General features: G+C 45.6%; 23 protein-coding genes, 1 tRNA gene, 1 other RNA gene and 1 pseudogene. 13 read left to right on the top strand and 13 right to left on the bottom strand.

The window, feature by feature from the left end:
* Nucleotides 1-153, bottom strand: a pseudogene (locus ACERC8_RS07415) (ISL3 family transposase); the annotation flags it as partial.
* Between the two features lie 469 nt (nt 154-622).
* Between ACERC8_RS07415 and ACERC8_RS07410 the strand changes: the two are divergent.
* Nucleotides 623-1,132, top strand: coding sequence for a hypothetical protein (locus ACERC8_RS07410; protein WP_373659258.1), 510 nt, complete (start codon nt 623-625; stop codon nt 1,130-1,132).
* A gap of 626 nt (nt 1,133-1,758) precedes the next feature.
* Here the strand turns inward: ACERC8_RS07410 and ACERC8_RS07405 are convergent.
* The 7 genes from ACERC8_RS07405 to ACERC8_RS07375 all read right to left on the bottom strand — a co-directional run bounded on the left by ACERC8_RS07405 (nt 1,759) and on the right by ACERC8_RS07375 (nt 12,220).
* The gene (locus ACERC8_RS07405) at nt 1,759-2,628 is read right to left on the bottom strand and encodes a YitT family protein (RefSeq protein WP_373659257.1); all 870 of its coding nucleotides are present in this window, start codon (nt 2,626-2,628) and stop codon (nt 1,759-1,761) included.
* A gap of 63 nt (nt 2,629-2,691) precedes the next feature.
* Nucleotides 2,692-3,567, bottom strand: a complete 876-nt coding sequence (locus ACERC8_RS07400; RefSeq protein WP_373659256.1) for a YitT family protein — start codon at nt 3,565-3,567, stop codon at nt 2,692-2,694.
* 9 nt (nt 3,568-3,576) lie between these two features.
* Complete coding sequence (locus tag ACERC8_RS07395; protein WP_373659255.1) at nt 3,577-4,518, bottom strand: YitT family protein; 942 nt, start codon at nt 4,516-4,518, stop codon at nt 3,577-3,579.
* A complete protein-coding gene (gene aspS / locus ACERC8_RS07390; protein WP_373659254.1) occupies nt 4,511-6,262 on the bottom strand; it encodes an aspartate--tRNA ligase in 1,752 nt (583 codons plus the stop codon). The genes ACERC8_RS07395 and aspS overlap by 8 nt, the downstream gene beginning before the upstream one ends.
* A gap of 169 nt (nt 6,263-6,431) precedes the next feature.
* Nucleotides 6,432-9,953 (bottom strand): pneumococcal-type histidine triad protein, encoded by a 3,522-nt coding sequence (locus ACERC8_RS07385; protein ID WP_373659253.1) that lies wholly within the window; start codon nt 9,951-9,953, stop codon nt 6,432-6,434.
* Between the two features lie 6 nt (nt 9,954-9,959).
* Nucleotides 9,960-10,886: a metal ABC transporter solute-binding protein, Zn/Mn family gene (locus tag ACERC8_RS07380; RefSeq protein WP_373659252.1), complete on the bottom strand. Its 927-nt coding sequence runs from the start codon at nt 10,884-10,886 to the stop codon at nt 9,960-9,962.
* Between the two features lie 572 nt (nt 10,887-11,458).
* The gene (locus ACERC8_RS07375) at nt 11,459-12,220 is read right to left on the bottom strand and encodes a DUF975 family protein (RefSeq protein WP_373659251.1); all 762 of its coding nucleotides are present in this window, start codon (nt 12,218-12,220) and stop codon (nt 11,459-11,461) included.
* 227 nt (nt 12,221-12,447) lie between these two features.
* Here ACERC8_RS07375 and tgt point away from each other — a divergent pair, with 227 nt between their 5' ends.
* From tgt to ACERC8_RS07360, 3 genes are all read left to right on the top strand, one after another.
* Nucleotides 12,448-13,590 (top strand): tRNA guanosine(34) transglycosylase Tgt, encoded by a 1,143-nt coding sequence (tgt, locus tag ACERC8_RS07370; RefSeq protein WP_373659250.1) that lies wholly within the window; start codon nt 12,448-12,450, stop codon nt 13,588-13,590.
* Nucleotides 13,591-13,711: 121 nt separating this feature from the next.
* The gene (locus ACERC8_RS07365; protein WP_373659249.1) at nt 13,712-14,239 is read left to right on the top strand and encodes a GNAT family N-acetyltransferase; all 528 of its coding nucleotides are present in this window, start codon (nt 13,712-13,714) and stop codon (nt 14,237-14,239) included.
* Nucleotides 14,236-14,874 (top strand): uridine kinase, encoded by a 639-nt coding sequence (locus ACERC8_RS07360; protein ID WP_373659248.1) that lies wholly within the window; start codon nt 14,236-14,238, stop codon nt 14,872-14,874. The genes ACERC8_RS07365 and ACERC8_RS07360 overlap by 4 nt, the downstream gene beginning before the upstream one ends.
* Nucleotides 14,875-15,193: 319 nt before the next feature.
* Here ACERC8_RS07360 and ACERC8_RS07355 read toward each other — a convergent pair whose 3' ends face one another.
* Complete coding sequence (locus tag ACERC8_RS07355) at nt 15,194-15,796, bottom strand: hypothetical protein (RefSeq protein ID WP_373659247.1); 603 nt, start codon at nt 15,794-15,796, stop codon at nt 15,194-15,196.
* 141 nt (nt 15,797-15,937) lie between these two features.
* Here ACERC8_RS07355 and ACERC8_RS07350 point away from each other — a divergent pair, with 141 nt between their 5' ends.
* The 3 genes from ACERC8_RS07350 to ffs all read left to right on the top strand — a co-directional run bounded on the left by ACERC8_RS07350 (nt 15,938) and on the right by ffs (nt 17,321).
* Entirely contained in the window at nt 15,938-16,717 is a 780-nt protein-coding gene (locus ACERC8_RS07350) for an MBL fold metallo-hydrolase (RefSeq protein ID WP_373659246.1), read from the top strand.
* Complete coding sequence (gene tadA / locus ACERC8_RS07345) at nt 16,714-17,226, top strand: tRNA adenosine(34) deaminase TadA (RefSeq protein WP_373659245.1); 513 nt, start codon at nt 16,714-16,716, stop codon at nt 17,224-17,226. The genes ACERC8_RS07350 and tadA overlap by 4 nt, the downstream gene beginning before the upstream one ends.
* Nucleotides 17,224-17,321, top strand: an RNA gene (gene ffs / locus ACERC8_RS07340) — signal recognition particle sRNA small type. Before tadA ends, ffs begins: the two co-directional genes overlap by 3 nt.
* Before the next feature lie 153 nt (nt 17,322-17,474).
* Here ffs and def read toward each other — a convergent pair.
* A complete protein-coding gene (gene def / locus ACERC8_RS07335; RefSeq protein WP_373659244.1) occupies nt 17,475-18,086 on the bottom strand; it encodes a peptide deformylase in 612 nt (203 codons plus the stop codon).
* A gap of 192 nt (nt 18,087-18,278) precedes the next feature.
* Between def and ACERC8_RS07330 the strand changes: the two genes are divergently transcribed.
* Nucleotides 18,279-19,586 (top strand): uracil-xanthine permease family protein, encoded by a 1,308-nt coding sequence (locus ACERC8_RS07330; RefSeq protein WP_373659243.1) that lies wholly within the window; start codon nt 18,279-18,281, stop codon nt 19,584-19,586.
* A 64-nt stretch (nt 19,587-19,650) separates the two neighbouring features.
* Here the strand turns inward: ACERC8_RS07330 and ACERC8_RS07325 are convergent, their stop codons facing one another.
* Nucleotides 19,651-20,355 carry a hypothetical protein gene (locus tag ACERC8_RS07325; protein ID WP_373659242.1) on the bottom strand — a complete coding sequence of 235 codons (705 nt, stop codon included), beginning with the start codon at nt 20,353-20,355 and terminating at the stop codon, nt 19,651-19,653.
* A 2-nt stretch (nt 20,356-20,357) separates the two neighbouring features.
* Nucleotides 20,358-20,837, bottom strand: coding sequence for a cupin domain-containing protein (locus ACERC8_RS07320; RefSeq protein WP_373659241.1), 480 nt, complete (start codon nt 20,835-20,837; stop codon nt 20,358-20,360).
* 204 nt (nt 20,838-21,041) lie between these two features.
* Here ACERC8_RS07320 and rpsO point away from each other — a divergent pair, with 204 nt between their 5' ends.
* Together rpsO and ACERC8_RS07310 are read left to right on the top strand one after the other, a co-directional pair.
* Nucleotides 21,042-21,311 carry a 30S ribosomal protein S15 gene (gene rpsO, locus ACERC8_RS07315; protein ID WP_018367802.1) on the top strand — a complete coding sequence of 90 codons (270 nt, stop codon included), beginning with the start codon at nt 21,042-21,044 and terminating at the stop codon, nt 21,309-21,311.
* Nucleotides 21,312-21,421: 110 nt separating this feature from the next.
* Nucleotides 21,422-21,538, top strand: a complete 117-nt coding sequence (locus ACERC8_RS07310) for a putative metal homeostasis protein (RefSeq protein ID WP_018367803.1) — start codon at nt 21,422-21,424, stop codon at nt 21,536-21,538.
* A 121-nt stretch (nt 21,539-21,659) separates the two neighbouring features.
* Here ACERC8_RS07310 and gshAB read toward each other — a convergent pair whose 3' ends face one another.
* Nucleotides 21,660-23,912 (bottom strand): bifunctional glutamate--cysteine ligase GshA/glutathione synthetase GshB, encoded by a 2,253-nt coding sequence (gene gshAB, locus ACERC8_RS07305; RefSeq protein WP_373659240.1) that lies wholly within the window; start codon nt 23,910-23,912, stop codon nt 21,660-21,662.
* 231 nt (nt 23,913-24,143) lie between these two features.
* Here gshAB and ACERC8_RS07300 point away from each other — a divergent pair, with 231 nt between their 5' ends.
* The 3 genes from ACERC8_RS07300 to ACERC8_RS07290 all read left to right on the top strand — a co-directional run bounded on the left by ACERC8_RS07300 (nt 24,144) and on the right by ACERC8_RS07290 (nt 25,140).
* Nucleotides 24,144-24,593, top strand: coding sequence for a LytTR family DNA-binding domain-containing protein (locus ACERC8_RS07300; protein ID WP_373659239.1), 450 nt, complete (start codon nt 24,144-24,146; stop codon nt 24,591-24,593).
* Between the two features lie 12 nt (nt 24,594-24,605).
* Nucleotides 24,606-25,004: a DUF3021 domain-containing protein gene (locus ACERC8_RS07295; protein WP_373659238.1), complete on the top strand. Its 399-nt coding sequence runs from the start codon at nt 24,606-24,608 to the stop codon at nt 25,002-25,004.
* A 63-nt stretch (nt 25,005-25,067) separates the two neighbouring features.
* Nucleotides 25,068-25,140 (top strand) — tRNA-Thr (locus ACERC8_RS07290).
* The last annotated feature ends 187 nt before the right edge of the window (nt 25,141-25,327 follow it).

Genomic DNA, 25,327 nt, shown 5'->3' with positions numbered 1-25,327 from the left:
TTTCTGGAAGTCGTACTTGGCCATCTGTCCCTGGCAATGTTGGCATTTTGGAGCAGGGTAATCGAGTTTAGCGATGATTTCTTTGTGACTCCCAGCCTCCACAATCTCCAAAATAGTGATATTTGGGTCTTTGATTTCGAGTAGGTTTGTGATAAAATCCTCGCTTTTCGACTTTTAGGCTCAGGAAGAACTAGTCACTTCCCTGGCTAGTTCTTTATTCCATATGAGTCTTTCTAAATGTTAGTGGAACGTTTTTCATTGTAGGTCATATGGGACTTTTTTTCTACACTAAAAGAGGCTCCATAATCGCTACGGTGGAGTTATCCACTACAGTCTTATAGAGCCGAAAAAATAGCCGCACAAATGTACGACTAAACATATTTCAATTAAGGGTTGTAAAACTTCACAAACCTCTTCATTATATCATAAAAAAATTGAAAAAAACAGACTTGATTTTAATTAAATTAGGAGTACAATAGGGGTGTTGAAATTGTTTGTTAGAAAGGATTACAATTATGAGACGTTTTTTACCCAAAATATTACTATTTGTTGCCCTTAGTGGGTAGCTGCTTCACTTGTTCAAGCAAGTACTGTTTATGCAAATGAAAATGCGAATACTGATGTGGTTGATGTATCTTTGGTTGAAAACAATTATTCAACAGATTACTCATATGAAGGTGTGGAATTCTTCGACGATGGCACATTAATTTTAGGAGAAGAAGAATTTGAAATTTTAAGTGCGATTGAAAATTTACCAGATGAAGTAATCGCAGGTGGCTCTGAGAGTATAAATCAATATTTCCATGAGAAAGGGATTAATCGAATAAAAGTAAGTGAAAGAGTAAGACAAAAAAGAGGAGTTATAGGATGTATTTCTGCCGTAGGGGTTGCATTGCTTGTGAATCTCACCCCAGCAAAAATTGCTAAGGCAAAAAGTGCATTAAAAGCATTAGGTGGAGCTGCTAATTTTGTGTATAAAGCTGTTGGGCTCTATAACAAATTTAAAGCAACTAGAGCAAAACTTGCTGCTGCTCAAGCTGCGGTTGCAGCAGCTGCTGCTAATGTTAGTGGGCGAGAAATACTATTAGAATTATTTTCATTAGGTAGCGTTTATTCAGAATGCTTTGAATAAAAAGGTATTACATGAAAAAAAGAATTATCAATAATCTCACTTTAATTTTAGTTATAACTTTTTTTATATTGAGTTATTTCATTAAAAATGATTCCAAAGAGTTTGTTTTAGTAATTATTTCTCTAGTCATAATATTTATAAATTTTTATAAAAAAAGACAGTAAGTTTTAGTTTTTATATTTAATAAACCGGCTCATTGTCAACTGTAGTGGGTTAATGAAAAGCTAGCATCTGGAGAGAACCGATTTGGTTCTCTCTTTTGGCTCTATAATCTCCGTAGTGGATCGACCCACTGCAGTCTTATAGAACCCTGATTATCTGCAATGCGCGAGAGCAACGGGTCTATCATACTGTGGTTCAAAGGCGCTTCCTAATCAAGCTTGGTCAAACTATAGTTCATTTAGGACGATGATGTTTATCGCAGACAGCTCCAACAGCTCAGTCGACAGGTGGAGAAGCAAGCCTAAAAAATAAGAAGGCGAGCTGTATGGAACAACGAGATAAACGGAATCAGGTATAACATAAAAACTAAAACACTATAACATAAAAAACCTGTGTGGCAGCTAACTCACTAAAGTCAAACTGTTACACAGGGTTTTCGTTGCTGATGATTTCCTAGTATGGAATCATACTTTAATTTTCTTGCGATTGATTACAAAATCAGAACTGATAACCTCATCAATGTTGAGGATGGATACAAACGCATCTGGGTCTATCTGAGCGATAATTTGCTTAGCTTCACGGACTTCTGTCGGATTTAAGGCAACATAGATGACTTTCTTGCTTCTACCAGAATAAGCACCCTCACCCTCCAGATAGGTGACTCCGCGCTCAAGATTTTCAAGGATTTGTTTGGCAATCGCTGGCGCAAAGTCGGAGACAATCAGCATGCCACGAACTTGATAGCCGCCATTTTCGATGATTGTAATCACTTGGCTATAAACAAAACTGGCAATTAGTGTGTACATCATGTGTTGGATATTGATGTAAGTGAGTGACAGGAGGAGAATGACGATATCAACAAGCAACAAGGTTTTTCCGATTTGTGCATGCAACACCTTTTCAACGATACGAGCAATGATATCGGTTCCCCCTGTCGTTCCACCGAATCGAAAAACGAGGCCGCTACCGATACCAGCACATAAACCGGCAAGGAGTGAGGCGATGAGCAAATCATGATTGACATCAATAGTCAATGCAATCCTCTGAAAGAGCCAGATAAAAGCGGACATTGTCAGAGTACCGTAGATACTCAGCACCATACTTTTACGTCCTAGGATTTTTGCCCCGAGAATAAATAGGGGAAAATTAATCAGTAATGTAGTGTAGGAAGGATCTAATCCTGTTAGGTTATAAATAATCAAGGTGAGACCTGCGACTCCTCCTTCAGCCAGATGGTTGGCCATGTTAAATTGAACAAAGCCAAATGCATAAATGGCTGTTCCTAGTGCAATCATGAAAAGGTCGCGCAGGCTAGTTTTGTTAAGTTGAAACATCTCTGTTCCTTTCTCAAAGTTAAATGTCTGTGGCTGTGTGCTGGTCGTCTGTTAGCTAGTATGCTAAGTGACTTGGCGATACTTACTGCGTTTGATGACAAATTCTGGGCTGACAACTTCTTCAACATTGGAGACGGACAAGAAAGCTTGTGGGTCAGTTGTTGTCACAATACGCTTGGCGTCACGTACCTCATTAGGGTTCAAAATAATGTAGAGCACCTGCTTGTCCTTGCCAGAGTACGCCCCTTTGCCTTGGAAATAGGTCACGCCTCGCCCGAGCACCTGCATGATTTGTTGGGAAATGGCGTCAGGCTGGTCTGTAATGACCATCATTTCACGGACAGAGTACCCACCACGCTCGACGACGTTGACCACTTGGCTATAGATAAAACTGGCAATCAGGGCATAAGTCATTTTTGGAATAGAGACATAGGTTAGGGATAATAACATGACGATGACATCGATGCCAAGCAGGCTTTTTCCGAGTGGAATACCTAATTTGTCTTCCAAAGCTCTTGCGATAATATCTGAGCCACCCATGGTTCCACCGAAACGAAAGACCAATCCTCCTCCTAAACCTGCGGTGACACCTGCTAGAATAGCGATGATGGTGTTGTCTCCTTGCAGGTCAACGGCAATACCTGATAGTTGCCAAAGCCAAATAAAGAGGTAGAGCATGACGGTGCCATGGAGGGTATAGATGACGGCATTGCGACCGAAGAGTTTAGCCCCTAAGATAATCAATGGAAGGTTGATCAGATAGCCTGTGATAGTGGGATTGATGCCAAAGAGAGCATGCAAAATCAATGCGACCCCTGACATCCCGCTGTCAGCAATTTGATTGGGCATTTTGAAAATAACAAAGCCAAAGGCATAGATTGCACATCCTAGGGCAATCAGTAGGAAATTTTTAGGATGAAAAACGTATTTGTTTGACATGAGTTCTCCTTAATCCACATCCACGAAACGTCCGATAATTTGGACATTTTCAGCAACCGAGACAAAAGCATTTGGGTCAGCTTTTTTCATACGGTATTTGAATTCGTAGAACTCAGCGCGAGTGATGATGGTAATCAGTACTGCTTTTTTGCTGCCTTCGTAGGTGCCCTGAGCATCGTTGATAGAGGTCACCCCTCGATGAAGTTTCTGGTGAATCATTTTGATGACACGGTCAGGCTGGCTGGTCACGATGGTCGCCTGCATTTTTTTCTGTTTGGTGTAGATGGCATCAGTGACACGGCTAGACACAAAGATGGTCACCATGGAGTAAAGGGCGTATTGCCAGCCGAACAAGAGACCTGCAAAGACCATGATGACACCATTTACAATCAGGGAAATACGTCCTACGTCGCGCCCAGTTTTACGTCGGATCGTTAGACTGATGATGTCCGTTCCACCACTTGAAATATTGGATTTGAGACCATAACCGATACCAGTTCCCATGACTAGACCACCAAAAATCGCATTGACTAGAGGATCAGTCGTCAAGGTAACCTGGGGCATAAACTGGATAAAAAGCGAGCTCATGGTCACTGTGATAAAGGTGAAAATAGTGAACTTTTGCCCGATGGTCCGCCAAGCCAAAACCAGGAGAGGTAGGTTAATGGCATAGAAAATCGCTGCCACAGGAATGTTTACTCCTAAGGTGCGTTGACTAAGCGCTGACAAAACTTGGGCTAGACCTGTCACGCCGCTGGCGTAGACATTGCCGGGTTCAAAGAAAAAGTTGACAGCGATACTAGATAGCAAACCATAGAGCAAAGACGCTGAAAATTTTTCAGTGTACTTTTCTCTGGAAATGCTACGGAGGGTCTGAAATAGACCGACCTTTTTCGCCAAACGCTTTATCGCAAAGCGACATTTTTTAGGAAGACTTGCTTGTTTAACCATTATTCTTAATCGTGAGGGCGAGCTCGTCCAGTTGCTTCTGGGCAACTGGGCTTGGGGCTTGGGTCATCGGGTCAGAGGCCTTGTTGTTTTTCGGGAAGGCGATGACCTCGCGGATGTTGTCCTTACCAGCTAGAAGCATGACCAAGCGGTCAAGACCGATAGCCAAGCCACCGTGCGGTGGGAAGCCATAGTCCATCGCCTCTAGCAAGAAGCCGAATTGCTCCTGTGCTTCTTCCTTGGAGAAGCCAAGCGTCGCAAACATTTGTTCTTGGAGGTCGCGGCGATTGATCCGCAAAGAACCGCCACCTAGCTCGTAGCCGTTGAGGACAATGTCATAGGCGACAGCCTTGATTTGACTGAGGTCGCCACCGTTCAAGAGATCTGCTGTTTCAGCTGTTGGTAGGGTAAACGGATGGTGCGCAGACATGTAGCGCCCTTCTTCCTCCGAATACTCAAAGAGTGGCCAGTCGATGACCCAAAGGAAGTTGAACTGGTCTGGGTTGATGAGACCGAGCTCCTTACCCAGACGGTTACGAAGAGCGCCGAGGGTGTTGTTGGCAACATCAAGACTGTCTGCAACAAAGAGCACCAAATCGTTCTCAACCAACTCCAGACGAGCTATCAAGTCACCCTCAATAGCTGGCAAGAATTTGGCAATCGGTCCATTGAGACTAGCTTCTGTGTGCTTGACCCAAGCCAGACCCTTGGCACCAAACTGCTTGGCAAATTCTGTCAGCTTGTCGATGTCCTTCCGCGAATAACGGTCGGCTGCCCCCTTGACCACGATAGCCTTGACCACTTCTGCTTCTGAAAAGACTTTGAAGTCGACGGTTTTGGCTAGCTCTGAGATATCCTGCAAGAGCATATCAAAACGGGTGTCGGGCTTGTCTGACCCGTAGCTGTTCATAGCGACATCATAGCTCATGCGTGGGAAAGGCAGGATGACGTCGATACCTTTGGTCTCCTTCATGACACGAGCCAGCATCCCCTCAATGAGGTCTTGGATTTCTTGGTCAGACAGGAAAGAGGTCTCCAAGTCCACTTGGGTAAATTCCGGCTGGCGATCCCCACGCAGGTCTTCGTCACGGAAACACTTGACAATTTGATAGTAGCGGTCAAAGCCAGCATTCATCAAAAGCTGCTTGGTGATCTGTGGGCTCTGTGGCAAGGCGTAAAAATGACCCTCGTGCACACGGCTCGGCACCAGATAGTCGCGCGCTCCTTCTGGCGTTGACTTGGTCAACATCGGCGTTTCCACATCAATAAATTCCAGCTCATCCAGATAGTTGCGGATGGCGTGTGTGGTCTTGGCGCGGAGTTTGAAATTGTCCAGCATTTCTGGACGGCGCAGGTCAAGGTAGCGGTAGCGCAGGCGCGTATCGTCACTGACTTCAACACCGTCTTTGATTTCAAATGGTGTGGTCTTGGCTTCGTTCAGTACACGAAGGCTGGCAACTGCCATCTCTACCTCGCCTGTTGGTAGGTTCGGATTCGCCTGCTCACGGGCTAAAATCTCACCTGTCACTTCGATGACAAACTCACTGCGCAAGCCATTGGCGATAGCCACCACATCGCTAGACGCTGTCTCAGGGTTAACCACCAACTGCATGATGCCCTCGCGGTCGCGCAAATCAATGAAAATCAAGCTGCCTAAGTCACGGCGGCGAGCCACCCAGCCCATCAGGGTCAGCGTCTGTCCAATGTGTTCAGCACGAACACGGCCTGCATACATACTACGTGTCATATCATTCTCCAAAATCTTGTAATCTCTACTATTGTACCATAAAAGAGAGGGCTTGTGGTTGTTCTTTGCTGAAAAAACAGTGTCATTGCCAGCATCTTTTAGTCATTTTTCTGACACTTTGGCAGCAAAAAGAATTTAGCCATAGTCGGGGCTAAATTCTTTTTAGAATCTAATCAACAAGTGAAATGATGTGGGCTTGTCCTTTTTTGTCAATCAGTCGGACGGATTTGGTTTCTGGATCGTAGGTGAAGGTATCCACACCGACACCATAGGTCATTGCCAGCTCGTAGAGCTTGTCCTCAAAAACCTCTCGGTCCATGCCAAAGGCAGTCGCTTGCTTGAGCATCTCACGGTCATAGTCGTCTAGGTTATCATCCTCTGTGCTAGTTGGTTCCGTTTCTGTCGGACTAGGTTGAGCTGGTGATTCTGTGTCAGGTGTCTCATCACTATCAGCAGGTTCGGATTCTGGGAATGATGTGTCTGCCGTCTCGTCTTCGGTTTCTTCATCAGGTTCTTTTCCGACAGGGTAATTCGGACGGTTTTCAGCATTGCCACGACCTTTCATGATGTCGCTATCGCGCCCCCATCCATCTTTTGAACCAGGGCGTTCATCAGGATTTTCTACATAATATTTGATAGTAGCAAAGAGATCCTCTAGGCTGTAACCCGCAGGTGCTTCAAACAAATCATCAAAGCGAGCAATAGCAATGTTGTGGTAATGGTTGTAGTGCGGAATGATGAGGTAACCGTTGGTAACCGCGACGGTGTAGGCAGAATTGTACGGCATCTTCTCAATCGGAATACGTTTGGCTGGCTCTGCTTTGTCAAAGATGTCTACAGCTCGTTCCCTTGGGCGACCGTCATTTGGCTGTGGCGTTGGACGGCTTGGTTCTGTTTCTGCTGGCTTACGACTGGCTAGTTCTTTCTCGGCTGCTCGGCGTTCAGTATAGGATAAGTCCCACTTAGGAATCCAGTGGCTATGGTCCATGTGAGGAACGATGTAGGCATCTCCCTCTTCACGTTCAATGTCCTTGGCATCAAAGATATAACCATCTGAGGTGGTGTAACGTCCAGCAGCCTTAGCCTCAGCGATTTCTTCAGGACTGTAAATAATTTGTGAGTTTGGCTTGCCTTTGCGCTCAGCTACTGGCGTTGGTTTATGGTGCTCATCAGTTGTTGGTTGGCTTGGCGTTTCAGTAGAGTTATTATGTTCAGTGGAGTCTTGCTCTTCTGGTTCGTCACCGTCAGCAGTATTGCCCAAGTCAGGTAGGGCTTCTCCTTTTTCTTTGCTTGTTAGGACAGTCGCTTCTGATAATATTAGATTCTCCTCACCTACCATAGGTGTGATGACATAGCCAATACCTGGCATATAGGCAATGGTGCTTGCCTTGTCACCATAATATTGTCCTAGATAAGCTAATAGTTCGGCTCTCTGGTTAGCAGGTTTAGGCTGAGGTTGCTCGGTTGGCTGACTCGGAAGGGGGTCTGTTGTATCAGCTTCATCCGTTTCAGAAACCTTCTCCTCATCCGTGGTTGTTGTCTCTTCGTTTGGTATTGGTGAGGTCGTTCCATCAGCTGGCTTAGTCTTATCTTTCAAGGTATAGATAACAGGGTCGTTGATGTCAACAAGACTCAAGTCAACCCCACCATGGCCGTCAACAAAAACTAAATTGCCGAAGAGAGGTCGCACATGGCTACGTGGCACCTTGTATTGCTTAGCAATGTAACGGAGTTTTGCTTCTTGCGGATGCTTGTAGGTGACAAGGTCACTGTAGTCAACCTCGTCATAGGTCAATGGTAGGGTAATAGAAGCAAGCGGAAATTCCTTCTCCGTCCCATCTTGATAACTAGCTGTCACAATTGCATCATCACGGAAAACAGCAATGACGCCCTCCTGCAAACGAATTTTCCCCATTTTCAGTCGAATGAGCAAGTCACGGTAATCCTCAGTGTTGTCAAAATCACTAGCTATCAAGCGTGTCGGATACTTCTCCAGGTTAGCTGTGTGAGAATGGTTGCCGTGTGGGATAATGACCTGATTGCCACTCACTTTAAGCAAAGCTTTAGGGACTTGGTTTTCCAAGGAAATAAAGGTTAACTTAGCATCGATTTCTGTTGCTGAATAGGTGCTCGGTGGAGTTGCTTCAATTCCCTCACGATTGATGTAGTCTGCAGCAGCTTCAAGCTCATCGTCTTCTAATTCATGGTAGAAGATATAGTGCTCGTGGTCATCGTGTTTTGCTCGGAAACCTTCGTCATCATAGGCTATGATGCTCTCAGGACTAAAGGTGTAGCCATCGCTGGTTGTGTAAGGTAGACCATCTTTACCTTTAGGTGATTTAAGAATATTCAACTTACTTAAGTCAAAGTACCGACGCTCTGGTAATGCGGTATTGTCGTCTTCTGGTTGATTTGCTTCTGTTTCTTCTACATTATTTGGCTGATCTAGCTCATCAGTTTCTTCAGGCTCTACTGGACTTGAAGGAGTAGGCTGAGGCTCTGGTTGACTTGGTAACTCAGGTTGCAGAGGGGAGCTTGGATTTGTCAACTCATTCCCTTGTTCCAATAAACGAGAAATCTTAGCCTCAAGCTCTGACATCTGACTGTAAGGGATAAAGTGGAAGTGATCACCGTGAGGTACGACGACACCACGCTCGGTCCACTTGCTGATCGTTTTTGGATCAAACACCAGACCGTCTGCTTCGACATGACGTTCAGATAACGGTAGAGCGTAAAGCCTCTGTAGCAAGCTGTCTAAGTTATCTGTATTATCTGGTTGTCCTGCTTGATTTGGTGCAGGCTGGATAGGCTGGATAGGCTGGATAGGCTGATTTGACGGTGCAGGTTGAGTAGTGTGTAGTGGCTCATGAGGTTGTCGACTAGCTGTTGGAGCTGGTGTTTTTCCTGTAGAAACCTGTGGTTGTGCAGGGGTAATAGAGTTACCAGCAGGTGTCTTTTTACCGTTCCAATAGGCTTGCGCAGCGGCCAATTCTGCTGGAGACAAATCAGCTTTCGGGATATAGTGGAAGTGGTCACCATGCGGCACGAGGAAGCCATCACCTAAGTCATCAATCACATCTGTTGGGCTAAATACATAACCATCATCTGTAGTGTAAGGTTTGGTCGTTGTTGCGCTTTTCTTATCTGTTGTGGTAGGCGTTCCTTGTTTCCCTTGCTGACTTGGTCGAACAGTACCTGTGCTTTGTTGCTGGCGAATGATTTCTTCTTTAGTACGGACATTGGCGGCTTTTTTGGCATCCTTGAGGTAAAGATAGTAAGTGCCGTTGACCTTGATGATGTAACCATCTTTGACCTCGTTGACGATGTCTTCTTGTTTGAGGACATAGGAGCTATCTTTCATGATCAACTCTTCACTGATAATAGCATCAAAAGGCACCTTACCATTATAGAAATGGTAGTGATCACCATGTGACGTCACATAACCCTGGTCGGTAATTTTAACGACGATTTGTTCAGCGTTAATCCCTTCTTTAGCGCTGACCTCGTCAGGGCTCATGTTGGCTGTATCAGTGAGGACTTTTTTCTTGTTACCAGTTGATTGCTCTGACGAGCTGATGTAAGAGACACGGTTTTCCTCATTTTGGTCAAGGGCTTGATGATGCCCAACTTGGTAACTAATCACGGAGAGTAGGATTGCTGCAGCGGAGCTATAAACGTATTTTTTCTTCATGGATTCTTATTCCTTTCTAGTTTCAAGGTCTTCTGCGAGAATGGTGAGATTGGCTCTGAGGTTCTCCAGATAACTGAGGTTGTTTTGTGGGTCAGCTTCCAGAGGCTCTAAGATTTTGAGGGTCACCTTGCTTGATGTCGCCAGGGCTTTTGCCATCTTGTCTGAAGCCCCTCGTTCGACAAAAATGGTAGTGACATGGTAGGTATCGATGAATTCTTTGATTTCTGCCAGTTGTCGGGGGCTTGGTTCTTGGGCAGTGACGCTAGCGATGCCCAGCTGCTCTAAACCAAAGCGGTTTGCTAGGTAGGCAAAAGCAGTGTGCTGAGTGACAAAGGTTTTTGCCTTAGTTTTGGCGAAACGTTGTTCAAACAGGTTTGCCAACTCTTCAGCTTCTTTTGCCAGTTTGTCAGCATTTTTCCGGTAGGTGGCTGCATGGTCTGGGTCAATGTTGGTCAACTGCTCTGCTATTAACCTAACCTCCTCAGCCACTAAAATGGGGTCAACCCAAGTGTGTGGGTCGTAGAGTGTCGCCTCATCAATCCCTTCGGTGACAGGAATATCCTCTAGACCTGGGACGCGCTTTAGGCTCATGCCTTTGGAGGCCTCCAAAACGATAACATCTGACTGCTCCAGGTTTGGATCTAGTCGTCCAGCCCAGCTCTCCAAGGTGTGGGAGTGGTAGATAAAGACGTCAGCATCGTAAATGGCGCGGACGTCGGCAACCGAAGGTTCGAATTCGTGGATGCCTTGCCCTGACTGAATCATACGGACATCGTTGAGGTCTCCAGACACTTCCTTTGTCATGGCATAGATGGGGTAGAAGCTAGTGACAATCCTTAACCCGTGACTTTCTTTAGGTGGTTTATGCTGACAAGCTCCCAAGATTAGGAGGGTTAGTAAGAGGGATAGTAGGGTGCGACAGGATTTTTTCATTTAAAACTCCTTAACTAATTAATTAAATAAAATTATATCACTGGTTAAGTAGTTTGTCAATGTTTTTTATGCCGCTACAGGAGTGAGATTGATTTGGAACACAAACTGGCTGTGCTCCAATAGGTTCGGGGTTAGGGAACAGATTGGACAAGTCCATGATTGTTCTGGCGTGGTTACCGATACTTTACATTGAAAAACACAAGCTAAAAAGACCTTGTCAGTCATTGCTGACTTAATTGACGAGAAGTCGCGGGTCACGACTCCGCTGAGTTCCATTGGCGAGACTGGCAAAGCTGTTGCTCTTATTGTCAAAAAACTAGAATTGTTAACAGCACTATCTCGACAGAAATTCTGTAATAGCAGGAGGTGAGGTTTCCAAGTGATTCTGCGCTTGTTATATCTTGTAAAAGAATAGTCGCTGGTAGGTGCTGTTTTCTCTCCTATTGCTTTATTATCCTAAGTCCAATTTCATCTTCTGAAGGAACTGATGTCGAAAGAGGAACCGAAGGTGTTTGACATTAAATAATGCCATAAAAATACTTAAAAAGCCCGCTCTATTGAGCGGGTTTACTTTAGTGTTCAGGCGTTTTGAGTTGGTCATAAAAAATGGCATCAGCTGTTGTGATATAAGGCAAAACATAGATAAGAGCCAATCCGAGAGTAATCCCTGTCAAGATATACCAACCGATAAAGGAGAGATGGAGAATAAAGAGGTCAAATTTTTTGCCAACCATCAGCTCCTTACTTTCTTTAAACATATCAAAGGGATCAAGATCTTTTCCGTCTTCCATATGGTCAAGCAAAATCAGTTCAGCTTGGCTGTAGGTATAGGCCTTAATGATTAACATGACAACCCCGATGAGCCAGCAAATAAAAGAGAGGGCAACATAAAACGAGTTCATATGTCCTGAATTTAGCCCCATATAGGCTAATAAAATGATTGCTGGACCGATGCAAAGAACGATCCAAGGCAACAACAGCAAGAGCCGAACGACATAGAGCAAGAGGTAGTGGAGGAAGATTCGTCCTGAGAAGGTTCTCAGGCTGTCTTTATAGCTCACCTCGTCACGTTTTTGTCTCACCACTTCAACCATGGTGTAGGTTGTTGCTAAGCCCATTAAACTGATAATAAAGCTGATTAACTGTGGGAAAAGAGAGGAGCCTCTATAGGCTGTTTGTGCTAGGGCATAACCACTGTAAACAGTCGCTGTTTCTCTGAGCTGGATAAACATAAAAAACAGGCTCAGGGCAATAGGCAGCCAAAAAAGCTGGTATTTGGTAGGGAGATGTTTAAGTGTTTCACGGGCTTTTTCGCGAATATCATACGATGACATAGTGTCCTCCTTTATTATGTTCTTCCTATTATAGCATAATTTATGGTAAAATAGAGAAGTCAGCTCAGCTGGCACACTAAGACCCAGAACTGTTTTTTCTGGCAGCACAAAGAAAGGAATTGAACCCGTCCGGAAAACTTGGAAAAAAGATAAACTGCTAAGACATCAGGTGTCTCATCAGCTTCCTGTTTTTCTATCGTTTTCTGGTCGAACTTGGTATCTTAGTTATGACAGATTACCCAATCAAATACCGTCTGATTAAGACGGAAAAACACACCGGTGCCCGCCTCGGAGAAATTATCACGCCGCACGGTACCTTTCCGACCCCTATGTTTATGCCAGTTGGCACCCAAGCCACGGTTAAAACCCAGTCGCCTGAAGAGCTCAAGGAAATGGGCTCAGGCATTATCCTCTCAAACACCTACCATCTTTGGCTCCGTCCGGGTGATGAGCTGATTGCACGGGCTGGGGGGCTTCACAAGTTCATGAACTGGGATCAGGCGATTTTGACCGATAGTGGGGGTTTCCAAGTCTATTCCCTCGCAGACAGCCGTAACATCACCGAAGAGGGTGTGACCTTCAAAAACCACCTCAACGGCTCAAAAATGTTCCTGTCACCTGAAAAAGCCATCTCTATTCAGAACAATCTCGGTTCTGACATCATGATGAGCTTTGACGAGTGTCCGCAGTTTTACCAGCCTTATGATTATGTCAAAAAATCCATTGAACGCACCAGTCGCTGGGCGGAGCGCGGGCTTAAAGCTCACCGTCGTCCCCATGACCAAGGGCTCTTTGGTATTGTCCAAGGAGCGGGCTTCGAGGACCTGCGTCGCCAATCAGCTGCAGACCTTGTCAGCATGGACTTCCCAGGCTACTCTATTGGAGGTCTAGCAGTCGGTGAAACCCACGAGGAGATGAATGCGGTGCTGGACTTTACTGTGCCGCTCCTGCCTGATAACAAGCCGCGTTACCTCATGGGGGTCGGTGCGCCTGACAGCCTGATTGATGGGGTCATTCGTGGGGTGGATATGTTTGACTGTGTTTTGCCGACACGGATTGCCCGAAACGGTACCTGTATGACTTCACAAGGTCGTCTGGTGGTCAAAAACGCCCAATTCGCTGAGGATTTTACACCGCTTGACCACGATTGTGATTGCTACACGTGTCAGCATTACACTCGTTCCTATATCCGCCACCTGCTCAAGGCAGACGAGACCTTCGGCATTCGCCTGACCAGTTACCACAATCTTTATTTCTTGGTCAACTTGATGAAAAAGGTTCGTCAGGCCATCATGGACGACAACCTGCTCGAATTCCGTCAGGACTTCATGGAGCGCTATGGCTACGGCACAAATGGACGGAATTTCTAGATTTTCAGGAAATGGCAGAGCTTGATAAACAAACGACGGTCAAGCTAAAATAGGCTAAAAGAAAAATCAGATAGGCAAAATGCCTTACCAACAGGAAAGAAGACAACTGAAGGAGCTTGCCATGATAGACTACCGTAAACTCACTCTAGCCGACGAAGCAGCCTACAGAAGTTTTGAAGCTGCCATGCTTGAGGATAAGAAAAAGAACCCTTTCGTTGAGTGGTGGCAAGTAGAAGATTTTGTACGATTTGTGAGCATGAGTGACCAGTCAGAGACCAAGCAGGAGGGTCAGGCTTGGTCGCCTTATACCCGTTACTTTGCCTTTGTAGGGGAGGAGATTGTCGGTTTTGTCATCTGTTTCTGGGAACTGGACCACCCAGACTGTCTTAAACTTGGGCATGTGGGCTATATGGTGGCACCTGCTTATCGCCGTCAAGGAATAGCCAGTCAGCTGCTGGCCGTTGCTCTTGAGCGCTACCAACAACGCCAAGTCTCTTCGATTCTGATTGTGACCCATGAGGACAACTGGCCTTGCCGTCACCTGGTGGAAAAACAGGGCGGTGACTTGCTAGGACTTGAGGAACTCCACCACCTAGGCGACACCTTTTGTGCGGCACGCTATCGATTAAAAACAGAGAGGAACTTATGATGTCATCAGATTTTTTTAAGAGCATCGCAGAGCAGCTCAGCGATGGCAAGCGGCATACGGTGCGTATCTATGGTCACGGGGCTTCAGGCAAATCAACCTTAGCAGCTGCGCTATTGACCTACCTCAACCCAGAGCAGGTCAACCTCATCGAAACGGATGCCTATATCATTGACGGTCAGCTCCGACAGCTGGTTCGGCCTGCGAATGCACCACATCAGAAAGTGACCGCTTCTATGCCTGTCTCTCACGAATTAGCCAGCCTGACGCGAGATATTCAAGCCCTACAAAAAGGGATGGATGTCCTGACCATCGACTGTTCTCCTTGGGCACCGCAGCAGGTCTTGACGGGGAGCAAACCGATTCTTATCGTAGAGGGCATGTCTTCTGCCTTTTTGGACAAGTCCCTCTTTGATCTGTCTATCGCCTGCTATACCAATCCCGGGACGGAGTTGGCTAGACGTTTGGCGCGGGATGTGGCTCATCGTAGTCGAGTTCCTGAATTTGTTTTGCAAACGCATCAGGCGCGTCGTCAGCAGTACGAGACCTACTACCAGCACCTGCTTGAAGAGGCAGATATTCTTGTTGACCAGTCGGAGGATGGATTTGTGGTAAAGCACGTGACACAGCCGTCTTAAAACAATGTCTCCTAACTGCTCTAATTGCTTGGCTTCGTCTGTGTAAAGTGTTAGCATTGTTCAGTTTATCTGTTATGGTCGTGCTGATTTGAGAGGCAAAGATTAGTCACCCGTCGTGGTGTTACAATTGCGCCTCCACCTTGCTCAAACGATTAGTTGAAGGGGCTGTTTGAGCAGTCAAAGAATCACCATTGGCAGGGCTATTCAGCTGGTAAGAGGCTGGAAAGACTATCTTAAAACGACTAAATGACTTAGAGTATCGTCATCAATAAACGTTACTCTAAGTCATTTTATAGTGTAATAGTTAACTGCTAGACTCTTAATGTGATGCTTTCTTTGCTTGTTGCAAGGTTGATTCATCACGTTGGGCAGGTTTTAGGAGATAGCTCCCGAATGCCGTAATTGTCAGCAGATAAAACACAAACATAAATGGCAGATTTTGGCGGACACTCTCAATCAACTGAACATGGACAAAGATAAGACCAACAGCTGCTGCAATTAACCGATTGAACCAGAGCATCAATTGAGAGGGAAGCCCCTTGGAAGGACTTGACATGTTCTGCACGCCCCAGAACATCAGGCTATAGGCACCCATTGCCAGCAGGAGCATTAGCGCGAGACGACCGGACAAACTCCCCCAACTGATACCTGGACTCAGCTGGGCATGTGACAAGGATAGAGGCAAGCTTGCCAAAGCCAGTGCAACTTGCCCTAGTACTGCGCTGCTAGCGTCAAGCCATTTAGGCTTGCCTGCCAAAAATAGAGCTTCCAAAAGCCAAACATAAGCAAATATGCCAGTTGTTAAAGCAAAAATCTGTGTCAAGTCAGCAACACCTGCTCCCAAGGCATAACAAACTAAGAGTAGTAGTGGGATAAGAGCAGTGATTATGAGCCAAACCAGCCCTGAAAGGTAACGTGACATAATAATCCTCCAAAAGATAAGATAAGCCTATTATAGCGTAATTGACAGCAGAATAATAGGGTTTTCCTTTTTCTTGAATGATTACAAAAAAGCCGAAAGAGTTTTTATGATATAATAAAGAAAAGACCAAAGGAGCTCATCATGAAACTACAGACACTGGGTTGCTGGGGCGGTTACCCCTATCAAGACCAAGGAACAACCAGCTTTCTCTTAACAGGCGAGGACGGCTTCACCCTTCTTATCGACTGCGGTAGCCGTGCCCTCAACGAGCTGGAGAAAGTCATGTCTCCCCTTGACCTTGATGCGGTTATCATCAGTCACTACCATCCAGACCATGTGGCGGATCTTGGAGTCTTGCGCCATTATCGCCAGCTTTACCCTAAAGACCAGTGGACACCTCGTGTCCTGCCTATCTATGGTCACACCGAGGACGCCCATGAGTTTGCTAAACTCACCATTCCTGATGTTAGCGAAGGGATTGCTTATGGTCCTAATCAAGCCTTCACGATTGGTTCGTTCACCATTAAGGTGATGAAAACCGTTCACCCTGTTCTGTGTTATGCGATGAAAATAGCAGAGCAGGCAACAGGGCAGGTCCTGGTCTTTACAGGAGATACGGGTTACTTTGATGGCTTGGCAGATTTTGCTAATGGTGCAGACCTCTTTTTAGCCGATGTCTATTTTTATGAAGGCAAAGAGAACCATCCTGCCCATCTGACTAGTAAAGAAGCAGGTCTCATTGCCAAAGAAGCAAACGTGAAAAAACTTGTTCTGACTCATCTGCCTCAGTTTCCAGAGCCACATATTTCACCAGATAACCATCTGGAAACCCTCAGGCAACAAGCCCAGCACTGGGCAGAGGGGATTCCTGTCGAACTTGCCCAGCCTCATAAGGTTTGGGATTTGGGAGATCTGACATGATTGATTTCAGTCCAGAGGAAAAAGCCTATTTTATGGGGCAGGCGCTATTAGAAGCAGAAAAGTCTCTCGCCAAGGCAGAAATTCCCATCGGTTGTGTCATCGTCAAGGATGGTCAGGTTATCGGTCGAGGACACAATGCGCGCGAGGAACTCAACCAAGCCATCATGCATGCGGAAATCATGGCCATCAATGAGGCCAATCAGGCGGTCGGGAACTGGCGATTGCTGGACTGTACACTCTTTGTGACCATTGAGCCTTGCGTCATGTGTAGCGGAGCTATTGGGCTTGCCCGTATCCCGCAGGTTATCTATGGGGCGAAAAATCCTAAGTTTGGTGCCGCAGGTAGCCTCTATGAGATTTTGACGGACGAACGGCTCAACCATCGAGTGACGGTTGAGCACGGAGTTTGTGAGCAGGAGTGTGCAACCATCATGCAGGAGTTCTTTCGTCAAGGACGAGAACGAAAGAAGAGTGAAAAAAGCTTGTCAAATACTCAGAATATGCTATAATAGAATCGGAGCAAGGTTCTTGCGTGAAGCGGGTCAGGGGAGGAATCCAGCAGCCCTAAGCGAGGTAGAGCCTGTGCTCTTTTTTTTTTGTTTTTAGCCCAAAAGAAACGAGCAGGTTTTTGGACCTGCTCGTTTCAAGGAGAGTTATGAAAAAGAAAAAATTTTAGGAGTGACTATAGTATAGACGAGTTAGCTTAATTCTAGCTTAACGAAAAAATCTTAGTGAGTGGCTACCGAGGTGGCAACTATTATAGCAAGAGTAAGTCCTCAGGCTCTTCAAATGGGTTAGCCTTATTGATACGGTCGTAGAAGAAGATGCCGTTGAGGTGGTCAATTTCATGTTGGACAACGATGCTGTTAAACCCTCTGAGTTTTAGACGTTGGTTTTGCCCATTTTTATCAATGTAATCGATGGTTACTCGGGCATGTCGTGGGACATAACCTTCAATGGGACGATCAACAGATAAGCACCCTTCACCGTCTGATAAAGCGGCATTTTGGACAGAATGAGCAACAATTTTAGGATTAAACATGATAACGTCCAGCGCATAGGCTTCTTTAGGCGGGTTGCCGTCAGCATCTTCTGGATTTGGCACGAGAGCTGCGATGATACGTTTAGAGATGTCTAATTGCGGAGCTGCTAGACCAACTCCAGCTCGCAAGCCCATTTTCTCACTGATAACCGGGTCTTGAGAGTTTTTAAGAAATTGCAACATCTTCTCCCCCAAAATAATGTCCTCATCACTTAATGGGAGACTAACTGGTTCGGCTGTTGCCCTCAAGGTAGGGTTGCCTTCGCGGATAATATCAGTCATGTCAATCAAGTGGCTGGCGCGAATAATGTTTTCTTGTGGTGTCATTGCGATACTTCCTGTCTAATCATTTCTATTACTATACCATAAAAGACTAACAAAGGAAAGTTTGAAGAGGGGTTAAAAAACAGCAAATATTAACTTTTTGATTGTTTTTTTATATTTTTTAAAGAAATAACTTGATTAAAGCTTGTTTTCTTGCTAAAATTAGGCTCTAATCAATAAAGAAAGAGAACGAAAATGACAAGAAACTCTTCAAGAAATTCAACTGCCTTGCTTTATGGTCTCGATGATCGACCGACCTGGCCTGAGACAATTTTATTGGCCTTGCAGCATATTTTGGCTGCTTTTGCAGGTATCGTTGCTGTGCCTTTGGTGATTGGTAGCGCCTTGAACTTTTCTGCTCAAGAGACTGCCTTGATGGTGAGTGCTACCGTTTTTTCGTCGGGGTTGACAACGATTCTTCAATCCAAAGGGCTTGGACCTCTAGGTTCTCGAGTGGCTAATATGATGGGGACTGACTTTACCTTTGTTAACCCATCAATTGCTGTTGGTGCTAAATTTGGTGTGGCGGGTATTGTGGCAGCAAGCATCACAGGAGCTCTTGCGGAGGTTGTTCTTAGCCGTTTTATTAAGCCGTTGATGAGATTTTTCCCGCCCCTGATTATTGGTATCGTGGTTTCGTTAATCGGTGTGACCTTGTTACCTGTCAGCATTGATTGGGCTGCGGGAGGCTTTGGATCTGCGGACTATGGCTCGGTTAAGAATTTGGCGGTTGCCTTTGTGGTCATGGTGTTTACTCTGCTCCTTAGCCATTTTGGCAAGGGCATGTGGAAAACAGCAGCGGTTTTTGTCGGCATGGTTTTCGGTTACCTCATCTCGATTCCTTTGGGAATGGTTGACTTATCAGCTGTTTCAGCCGCGTCTTGGTTGGCAATACCCAATCCCTTGCGCTATGGGTTTACCTTTGACTTGGCTTCCACCCTATCATTTGTGCCAGCTTATATCGTGTCAAGTATCGGTACAGTCGGTGTCGTGATGGCGATTGGTGAAGCCTCACAGACCAAAGTGAGCAGTGAGCAAATCTCATCTGGAGTTTTGGCAGATGGCATTGGGTCAATGATTTCAGGGGTGTTTGGAGCAGGACCAAACACGGCCTTTTCTCAGAATGTCGGCTTGATCAGCTTGACCAAGGTTGCCAGTCGCCACGTCATGATTGTTGCGGGAGCTATTTTGGCTGTTCTTGGACTATTTCCAAAACTATCAGCTTTGATTTCAGTCATGCCAAGTCCTGTGCTTGGTGGGGTAGGGGTCATCATGTTTGGTTTAGTGGCTGCTCAGGGCTTGAAAACGTTGGGACAAGTTGAGTTAGGTGACCGAGAACTCTTGATTATCTCAGTGGCGTTTGCTTTAGGTATCGGTGTAACGGTACGTCCCAATATCTTGGATAATCTGCCAGAAGCCTTTCGCATGATTTTCTCTTCAGGGATTTCAACAGGTACTTTGGTGGCTCTCGTGCTTAATATTATCCTACCTAAGAAGCATTAAAAAAAACAGCCTAAGGCTGGTTGAGGGGGCAAGTCTTGCGTGAGGCTTGCCTTTTTTCCTACCCTCAAAAGGCTGTCCATGATAAACTGTCCATATCAAGCACTGCTCTACCTTGTTTAAACTGATGAGGCTCAGCTACACCGCTTGCTCGCATATCAAAGTCCGCTTCCCCAATCACCCAATGCCCGCTGTTATCAGGTGATAACTGGTAGAGGGTAGCAGTTCCTTGCCCGCTTGCCGAATGCCAAGAGACGGATTCTACAGTGCCGTCTTGGTAGATGACAAAACCCTCTCGACCACCGCCTGCGCTTGCCACATAAGTCCGCGCGAGATAGGTCGGTACCCCATTTTGCAGGTAGTAGAGGGCGGCTGGTGAGATCTGTCCATTAAAGAAATGGCTCGTCAGCAACTCAGCTGTTCCATTACTATCAATATCAACAAAAGCATAGTGTGTTGCCCGCCCCGCTGTCGTATCCGTCGCCACCAGATGGAGGGTGGTGGCATAGAGCTCTTCATTGCTCGGTGCTGGTGGTTGGCTTTCAGCTTGGGGCTTTGGCGTTGCCATAGCAGAGCTGGATGCCGCTATCGTTTGGCTTGATGTTTCGGTCTGGGAGCTTGAACTGGTGGTGGTTGAGGTGGAGTTAGAACTATTAGCCTGCTTTGATGAGCTGACTGACGTTGGAACACTTGGTTTGGTTTTTTGTGTTGACTGACAAGCCGTGAGTACAAGAAGTGAGCTGGTCAGTACTGTCAGGATGATTTTCTTCATTGTCATTCTCCTTTGGTTAAGCGGGTGATGATGTCAGCGTGGTCAGGGTAACTGGCCAACAGCTTCACTCGGTCAAAGAGTTCAAAATCCTCATACTCAAAACCAGGAGCCACCATGCAGGAGACCAGCGCAAAGGCACCCTCGTCTTCTACTGTAGAACCAAAGATAGTGCCTTTTGGGACACAATACTGTAAGCGGCAATTATCTAGCACCTTGTTGCTTAATTTGACTGCCTCGTAGGTTCCGTCTGGGTGTATCATATGAATCGTTAGAGGTGCGCCAGCATGAAAATACCAGATTTCATCTGCCGTTAGGCGATGAAAACGCGACGGACTTTCCGCCGTTAACAGGAAATAAATACTGGTGTAAAGCGCCCGATCTGTCCTGGCAGATTCTTTTGATTTGTAGATCTGCCGATAATAGCCGCCTTCAATATGAGGAACAAGTTCCAGGGCTTCAACCCAGTCATCAATCGTTGTCATAGCTTCTCCTTGTCTGGTGTCTTTTAGTTTATTTTATCATAATTTATTAGTTTTTTAAGGTCAATTCAGTTATTTTGCTCTGCCATTTGACAAAAGTGAAAAAGGTTGATAAAATGAAGAAGTCCAAGGACGAAACTAACTCTTTCTTGGTTCTGGGACTGCCAAGCCCAGCACTCGGATAGAGGAGAAAAAAGGAGAAAAACAATGGCAATCTCAAAAGAGAAAAAAAATGAAATCATCGCTCAATATGCGCGCCACGAAGGCGACACTGGTTCAGTTGAAGTACAAGTTGCTGTTTTGACTTGGGAAATCAACCACTTGAACAACCACATCAAAGAGCACAAACATGACTACGCTACATACCGTGGGTTGTTGAAAAAAATCGGTCACCGTCGTAACCTTTTGGCTTACTTGCGTCGTACAGACGTTAACCGTTACCGCGAATTGATTCAATCACTTGGTCTTCGTCGTTAAGATGAATTGGACAGAACCTGCCTTTGGGCAGGTTTGCACTTTACAAAATACTTTACCGGTTAACAAAGTTGTGATAAACTAGAAATACGTCAAAAAAAGGAGGAAACACTATGGCAGAACGTCTTGATTTGGCCAGCTGCTATCGCAAGCTAAAAAGTCCAAATATCAAAACCCGCAAACGTGCGTTGAAAGTCATCAAAGAGCATAAACGACAAGGCAAAAAATAAGCAGGTAGATGTCGCCTGATAAACTTTTTTGGTCAGTCGGCTTACAGTGATTGACCGCAATTTTTGTCCTTAACCCCCCTAAAAACGATAAAAATCCAGCAATAGTTGCTGGATTTTTACATTAGTGTATTTCGGGGAATAGGTTTGCCAGTATTTTAGCTGTTAGAGGCTGACCAGGTCCTTCGTGGCAGTAGGTGTGCATATACATGGAAGGATTGAAGTTGAGTTCGATACAGGTGCAATTTGGTATTTCTTTACTGGCTGTTTTGCTAAGGTCAGGGATAATCAAGTCAACCCCGCAGATCCAGGCTCCAATCGCCGTTGCCATGTCAGCAGCCAACTGTTTAAAACTCTCGTGCATTTGTTCGGTAACATCAATAGAGTCACCACCGGTTGAGATGTTAGAATTTCCTCGTAAGTTAGCTTTGATGCCTTCAGGGAGGATGGTATCCGGAGTATAGCCCTGTTGTTGGAGGGTCAGGCACTCAATATCTCCTAGGGTGATGAGTTCTAGAGGTGAGCGGTGGTCCCTGCCTCTTAGAGGATTTTGATTTTTAAGGTCAATAAGCTGTGCAATCGTGTGAGTGCCATCTCCGACGACATTGGCGGCGACTCGGAGAAGCACTGCTTCGCACTTGCCATCAAGGACAAAGAAGCGGTACTCGATACCTGGGATAAAAGTTTCCACAAGGACATCACTATCCTCTGCAAATGCAATATCGAGTGCCTTGTCATAGTCGTCTAGGCTGGCTGGGTCCTGAAAAATACTAATGCCCAGACCAAAATTAGTTGATTTTGGTTTGACGACGATGGCTTGCTCTGCGATTTGCCCATAGTAGCGACGAGCAGCTGACTTACTAGAAAATTCTTGACCAGCAGGAACAGGGAAGCCAGCATCTGCAAGGATTTTTTTGGTGACCGTTTTATTGGCCATGGCTAGTGGGACGATATAGTTATCTTTAGAAGTCATGTTGCCATTTTTGACGTATTCGACATGGTCATTATGCCAAAGTTTTAAAAACTGGTCATTTTCGTCTAAAATTTCAACATGAAGTCCTTGTTGAATGGCATCAAATAACAGCAACTGGGTAGATAGCTCCATCGACTCATAGCCTTTGAGGGCATAAGGGGCGGACCAGAAGTAAGCCCTATAAGTTTGTCCCTGTTGCTGTCCGAAATCTTGTAAAGAGAGGCCGTCAAGGTGAGACACTAGCTGTCCTGATAGGGTCAGGCGAGGGCTGTTGATTGCTTCTTGAACTTGCTGAATCAGTTGGTGGTAATAATCATCCAGTTGGAAATGCGTGACCACCTCGGTCATTGCCCGTAGAATGCTGTGATAGTCAGCCTCAGCCGGCAAAGGTTCCAGAGGGTGTGCCAGTGCGATGCGATTATTCAAGTCATTAGCAGCAGCGATGTCTTTATCGACTGAAGTAGACTGGTCTAACCAGAGGAGGGCTAGGATGAAAAGATGTACCGTATCCAGTGTCTGTTGACTGATGCCTAGAGGGTCAAAAGGATTGAGGTCAAAGCAGCGAAATTCTAGGTAAGTAATCCCTTTAGTGAGGTAATCACGGTTGTGCTTGCTCCCACGCAATCGAACAGGGGCATAGAATTCTTTTTCGGCAGAGAGTTGTCCAGATGCAACATAAGCCTCCAACTGTGTCACATAAGTCGTTAAATCAGCAAAAGAGACCTGAATGTCCTCGTGATTGACATAGCCGAGTGAGCTATTTCTCAGAGAACGGACAGGACTGTTTAGCGTGTCCTTGAGAAATCCTCGCTCAGCCACGGGACTAGCGCCGTAAAGATAAGTTAGAAACCAACGGTAGCGCAGGAAGTTTTGGGCTAATTTGAGGTAGAGGTCGTTGCGAAAAGCAATTTGATTGTCATAACCGCTAAGGGCAAAGAGCTGCGCTGTCAAGTCCGTCCCCAGTTCAACATTATAGTGTATGCCACTCATGGATTGCAGTAGTTTGCCATAGCGTTTGCCTAGACCGACCCGGTACTGGTACTCCGTTTGGTCCTCTAGTGCAGCAATCTGAACGTCAGCTTCACTGATATGCGGTGGCATGGAAAGAGGCCAGAGGTATTGGTCTCGTTCGATAGAGCGTCCTGCAACATCAGTGATGGCACCTAAGAAGCGTCGCGTTTCTGCTGTCGTTTGCGCGACGGGTGTAATCAATTCGAGCTGAGCTTCGCCATAGTCGGTCTGGATGTAGGGATGGAACTGTCTGGACCCTAATAGGCTAGGGTGCGGTGTTTGGGCGACACGGCTTGTATCCGTAATACGGAGACTTTCGCGTTCTAGGCCAAATGTTGCCTGTAAAACAGGCGCTGTTTCTGGTAATTGTTGGAGTAGTTGATCCATGGTCATAGGTGTGCTTTCCTTCGTTTTCAAATGTGGTAGGTTCTTATTTTATTGTAAACACTTTAGGGAGGAAACTCAACTTTTTGCTATGAAAAATCGTCTTGCAGGTCGCTAACGGCTGTTTGTGACCACTCAAGGGGCAAATTTGACCACTGAGCAGAAAATCAGTCACAAAGCTCTGCGATTTTGCTAAAATAAGAGCAGATAAGACGTCTATCAAAAAATGGAGGGATACGCATGAAATGGTCGTTTGAAGTCAGTGATGGCCAGGCAGAGTTGGAGGTTATCCTCCGAAAAGCGAGGCTTGACCAAGAAGTACAAGATGTGATGACCTACCTAGAGGGCTTTGGTCAGTCGGTCACAGAGCTTTTGCCCATCAAGACCGCTGAACGTGTTCAGTTGGTCTCAGTGGCAGATATGATCGCGGTTGAAGTGGATGGGGGAGAGTTGCAGGTGCTGACGACAAAAGGGAGTTATCGGACGGTGGAGCGCTTAATTCATTTTCAAGAGCGGGTGAATCACCCTGATTTGCTCCAGATTTCCCGCTACGGGCTCATCAATATTAAGCAGTTGCAGTATTTGGAGCATTCGTTTTCAGGGAACATGACTGCTGTGTTGACTGGCAAGACAAAAGTAACGGTCAGTCGTCGCTATTTGAAATATCTTGAGAAAAAATTAGGATTATAAGGAGAAAAGATCATGAAAAAATATCTTGATTGTTGGATGTACGGTGTTGGTGTCGGCATGTTCTGGTACATGTTTAGTCTATGGTTTTGGGAGATTCCAAGTCAGTCTTGGCAACAGGTTCTCGTCACGGTGATTGGCTCAGGACTGATGGGACTGTCGGCTCTCATCTATGATGATAACCATAATAGTAGACCGACCTTAATCAAAACACTTGTCCATTTTATGGTAATTTTTGCTTTGGCTCTGGGGATGATGGGTTTTAATGGTTGGATTGATGTCTCAAATCTGACGATGTTGTTGTCGTTTTTCTTAGAGTTTGTTGTGATTTACCTCGTCATTTGGGGAATTATTTACACGATTGAGAAGCAAAAAGTCCAGCGGATTAATAATCATTTGCGACAAGGACGGTAAACTAGATAAAAGATAAAAAACCTCTTGACATTTTTTTCACAAGTAGTAAAATAAAAGAGGTTAGCCGATTTAGCTCAGTTGGTAGAGCAACGCACTCGTAACGCGTAGGTCGTAGGTTCGAGCCCTATAATCGGCATTGTTTAGAGATATAGCAGAGGGTTGGACAGATCCATGATTGCAAGGTAGTCAGGGGTCTGTTCCAGCTTTTTTATTTTCTTTTGAAAAAGATTTGGTATTTTTGGCTCATTGTCAACTGTAGTGGGTTGACCCACTTAACACCGAGAGAGGACAGTTCTTGTCTTCTCTCGTTTTATGTTTATGGC

The sequence above is a fragment of the Streptococcus sp. E29BA genome (genome assembly GCF_041807805.1).
GTDB lineage: Bacteria > Bacillota > Bacilli > Lactobacillales > Streptococcaceae > Streptococcus > Streptococcus entericus.
This window is presented reverse-complemented; position numbering and strand designations above follow the sequence as displayed.

Coding starts and splice junctions, on each gene's coding strand:
- ACERC8_RS07400 (WP_373659256.1), bottom strand. CDS start 3,567: ATGTCAAACAAATACGTTTTTCATCCTAAAAATTTCCTACTGATTGCC.
- tadA (WP_373659245.1), top strand. CDS start 16,714: ATGATTGATTTCAGTCCAGAGGAAAAAGCCTATTTTATGGGGCAGGCG.
- ACERC8_RS07355 (WP_373659247.1), bottom strand. CDS start 15,796: ATGTCACGTTACCTTTCAGGGCTGGTTTGGCTCATAATCACTGCTCTT.
- ACERC8_RS07325 (WP_373659242.1), bottom strand. CDS start 20,355: ATGAAGAAAATCATCCTGACAGTACTGACCAGCTCACTTCTTGTACTC.
- ACERC8_RS07375 (WP_373659251.1), bottom strand. CDS start 12,220: ATGTCATCGTATGATATTCGCGAAAAAGCCCGTGAAACACTTAAACAT.
- aspS (WP_373659254.1), bottom strand. CDS start 6,262: ATGACACGTAGTATGTATGCAGGCCGTGTTCGTGCTGAACACATTGGA.
- ACERC8_RS07405 (WP_373659257.1), bottom strand. CDS start 2,628: ATGTTTCAACTTAACAAAACTAGCCTGCGCGACCTTTTCATGATTGCA.
- gshAB (WP_373659240.1), bottom strand. CDS start 23,912: ATGACCATGGATCAACTACTCCAACAATTACCAGAAACAGCGCCTGTT.
- ACERC8_RS07365 (WP_373659249.1), top strand. CDS start 13,712: ATGATAGACTACCGTAAACTCACTCTAGCCGACGAAGCAGCCTACAGA.
- ACERC8_RS07395 (WP_373659255.1), bottom strand. CDS start 4,518: ATGGTTAAACAAGCAAGTCTTCCTAAAAAATGTCGCTTTGCGATAAAG.
- ACERC8_RS07380 (WP_373659252.1), bottom strand. CDS start 10,886: ATGAAAAAATCCTGTCGCACCCTACTATCCCTCTTACTAACCCTCCTA.
- ACERC8_RS07300 (WP_373659239.1), top strand. CDS start 24,144: ATGAAATGGTCGTTTGAAGTCAGTGATGGCCAGGCAGAGTTGGAGGTT.
- ACERC8_RS07385 (WP_373659253.1), bottom strand. CDS start 9,953: ATGAAGAAAAAATACGTTTATAGCTCCGCTGCAGCAATCCTACTCTCC.
- ACERC8_RS07310 (WP_018367803.1), top strand. CDS start 21,422: ATGGCAGAACGTCTTGATTTGGCCAGCTGCTATCGCAAGCTAAAAAGT.
- ACERC8_RS07360 (WP_373659248.1), top strand. CDS start 14,236: ATGATGTCATCAGATTTTTTTAAGAGCATCGCAGAGCAGCTCAGCGAT.
- ACERC8_RS07330 (WP_373659243.1), top strand. CDS start 18,279: ATGACAAGAAACTCTTCAAGAAATTCAACTGCCTTGCTTTATGGTCTC.
- rpsO (WP_018367802.1), top strand. CDS start 21,042: ATGGCAATCTCAAAAGAGAAAAAAAATGAAATCATCGCTCAATATGCG.
- ACERC8_RS07295 (WP_373659238.1), top strand. CDS start 24,606: ATGAAAAAATATCTTGATTGTTGGATGTACGGTGTTGGTGTCGGCATG.
- ACERC8_RS07350 (WP_373659246.1), top strand. CDS start 15,938: ATGAAACTACAGACACTGGGTTGCTGGGGCGGTTACCCCTATCAAGAC.
- tgt (WP_373659250.1), top strand. CDS start 12,448: ATGACAGATTACCCAATCAAATACCGTCTGATTAAGACGGAAAAACAC.
- ACERC8_RS07320 (WP_373659241.1), bottom strand. CDS start 20,837: ATGACAACGATTGATGACTGGGTTGAAGCCCTGGAACTTGTTCCTCAT.
- def (WP_373659244.1), bottom strand. CDS start 18,086: ATGACACCACAAGAAAACATTATTCGCGCCAGCCACTTGATTGACATG.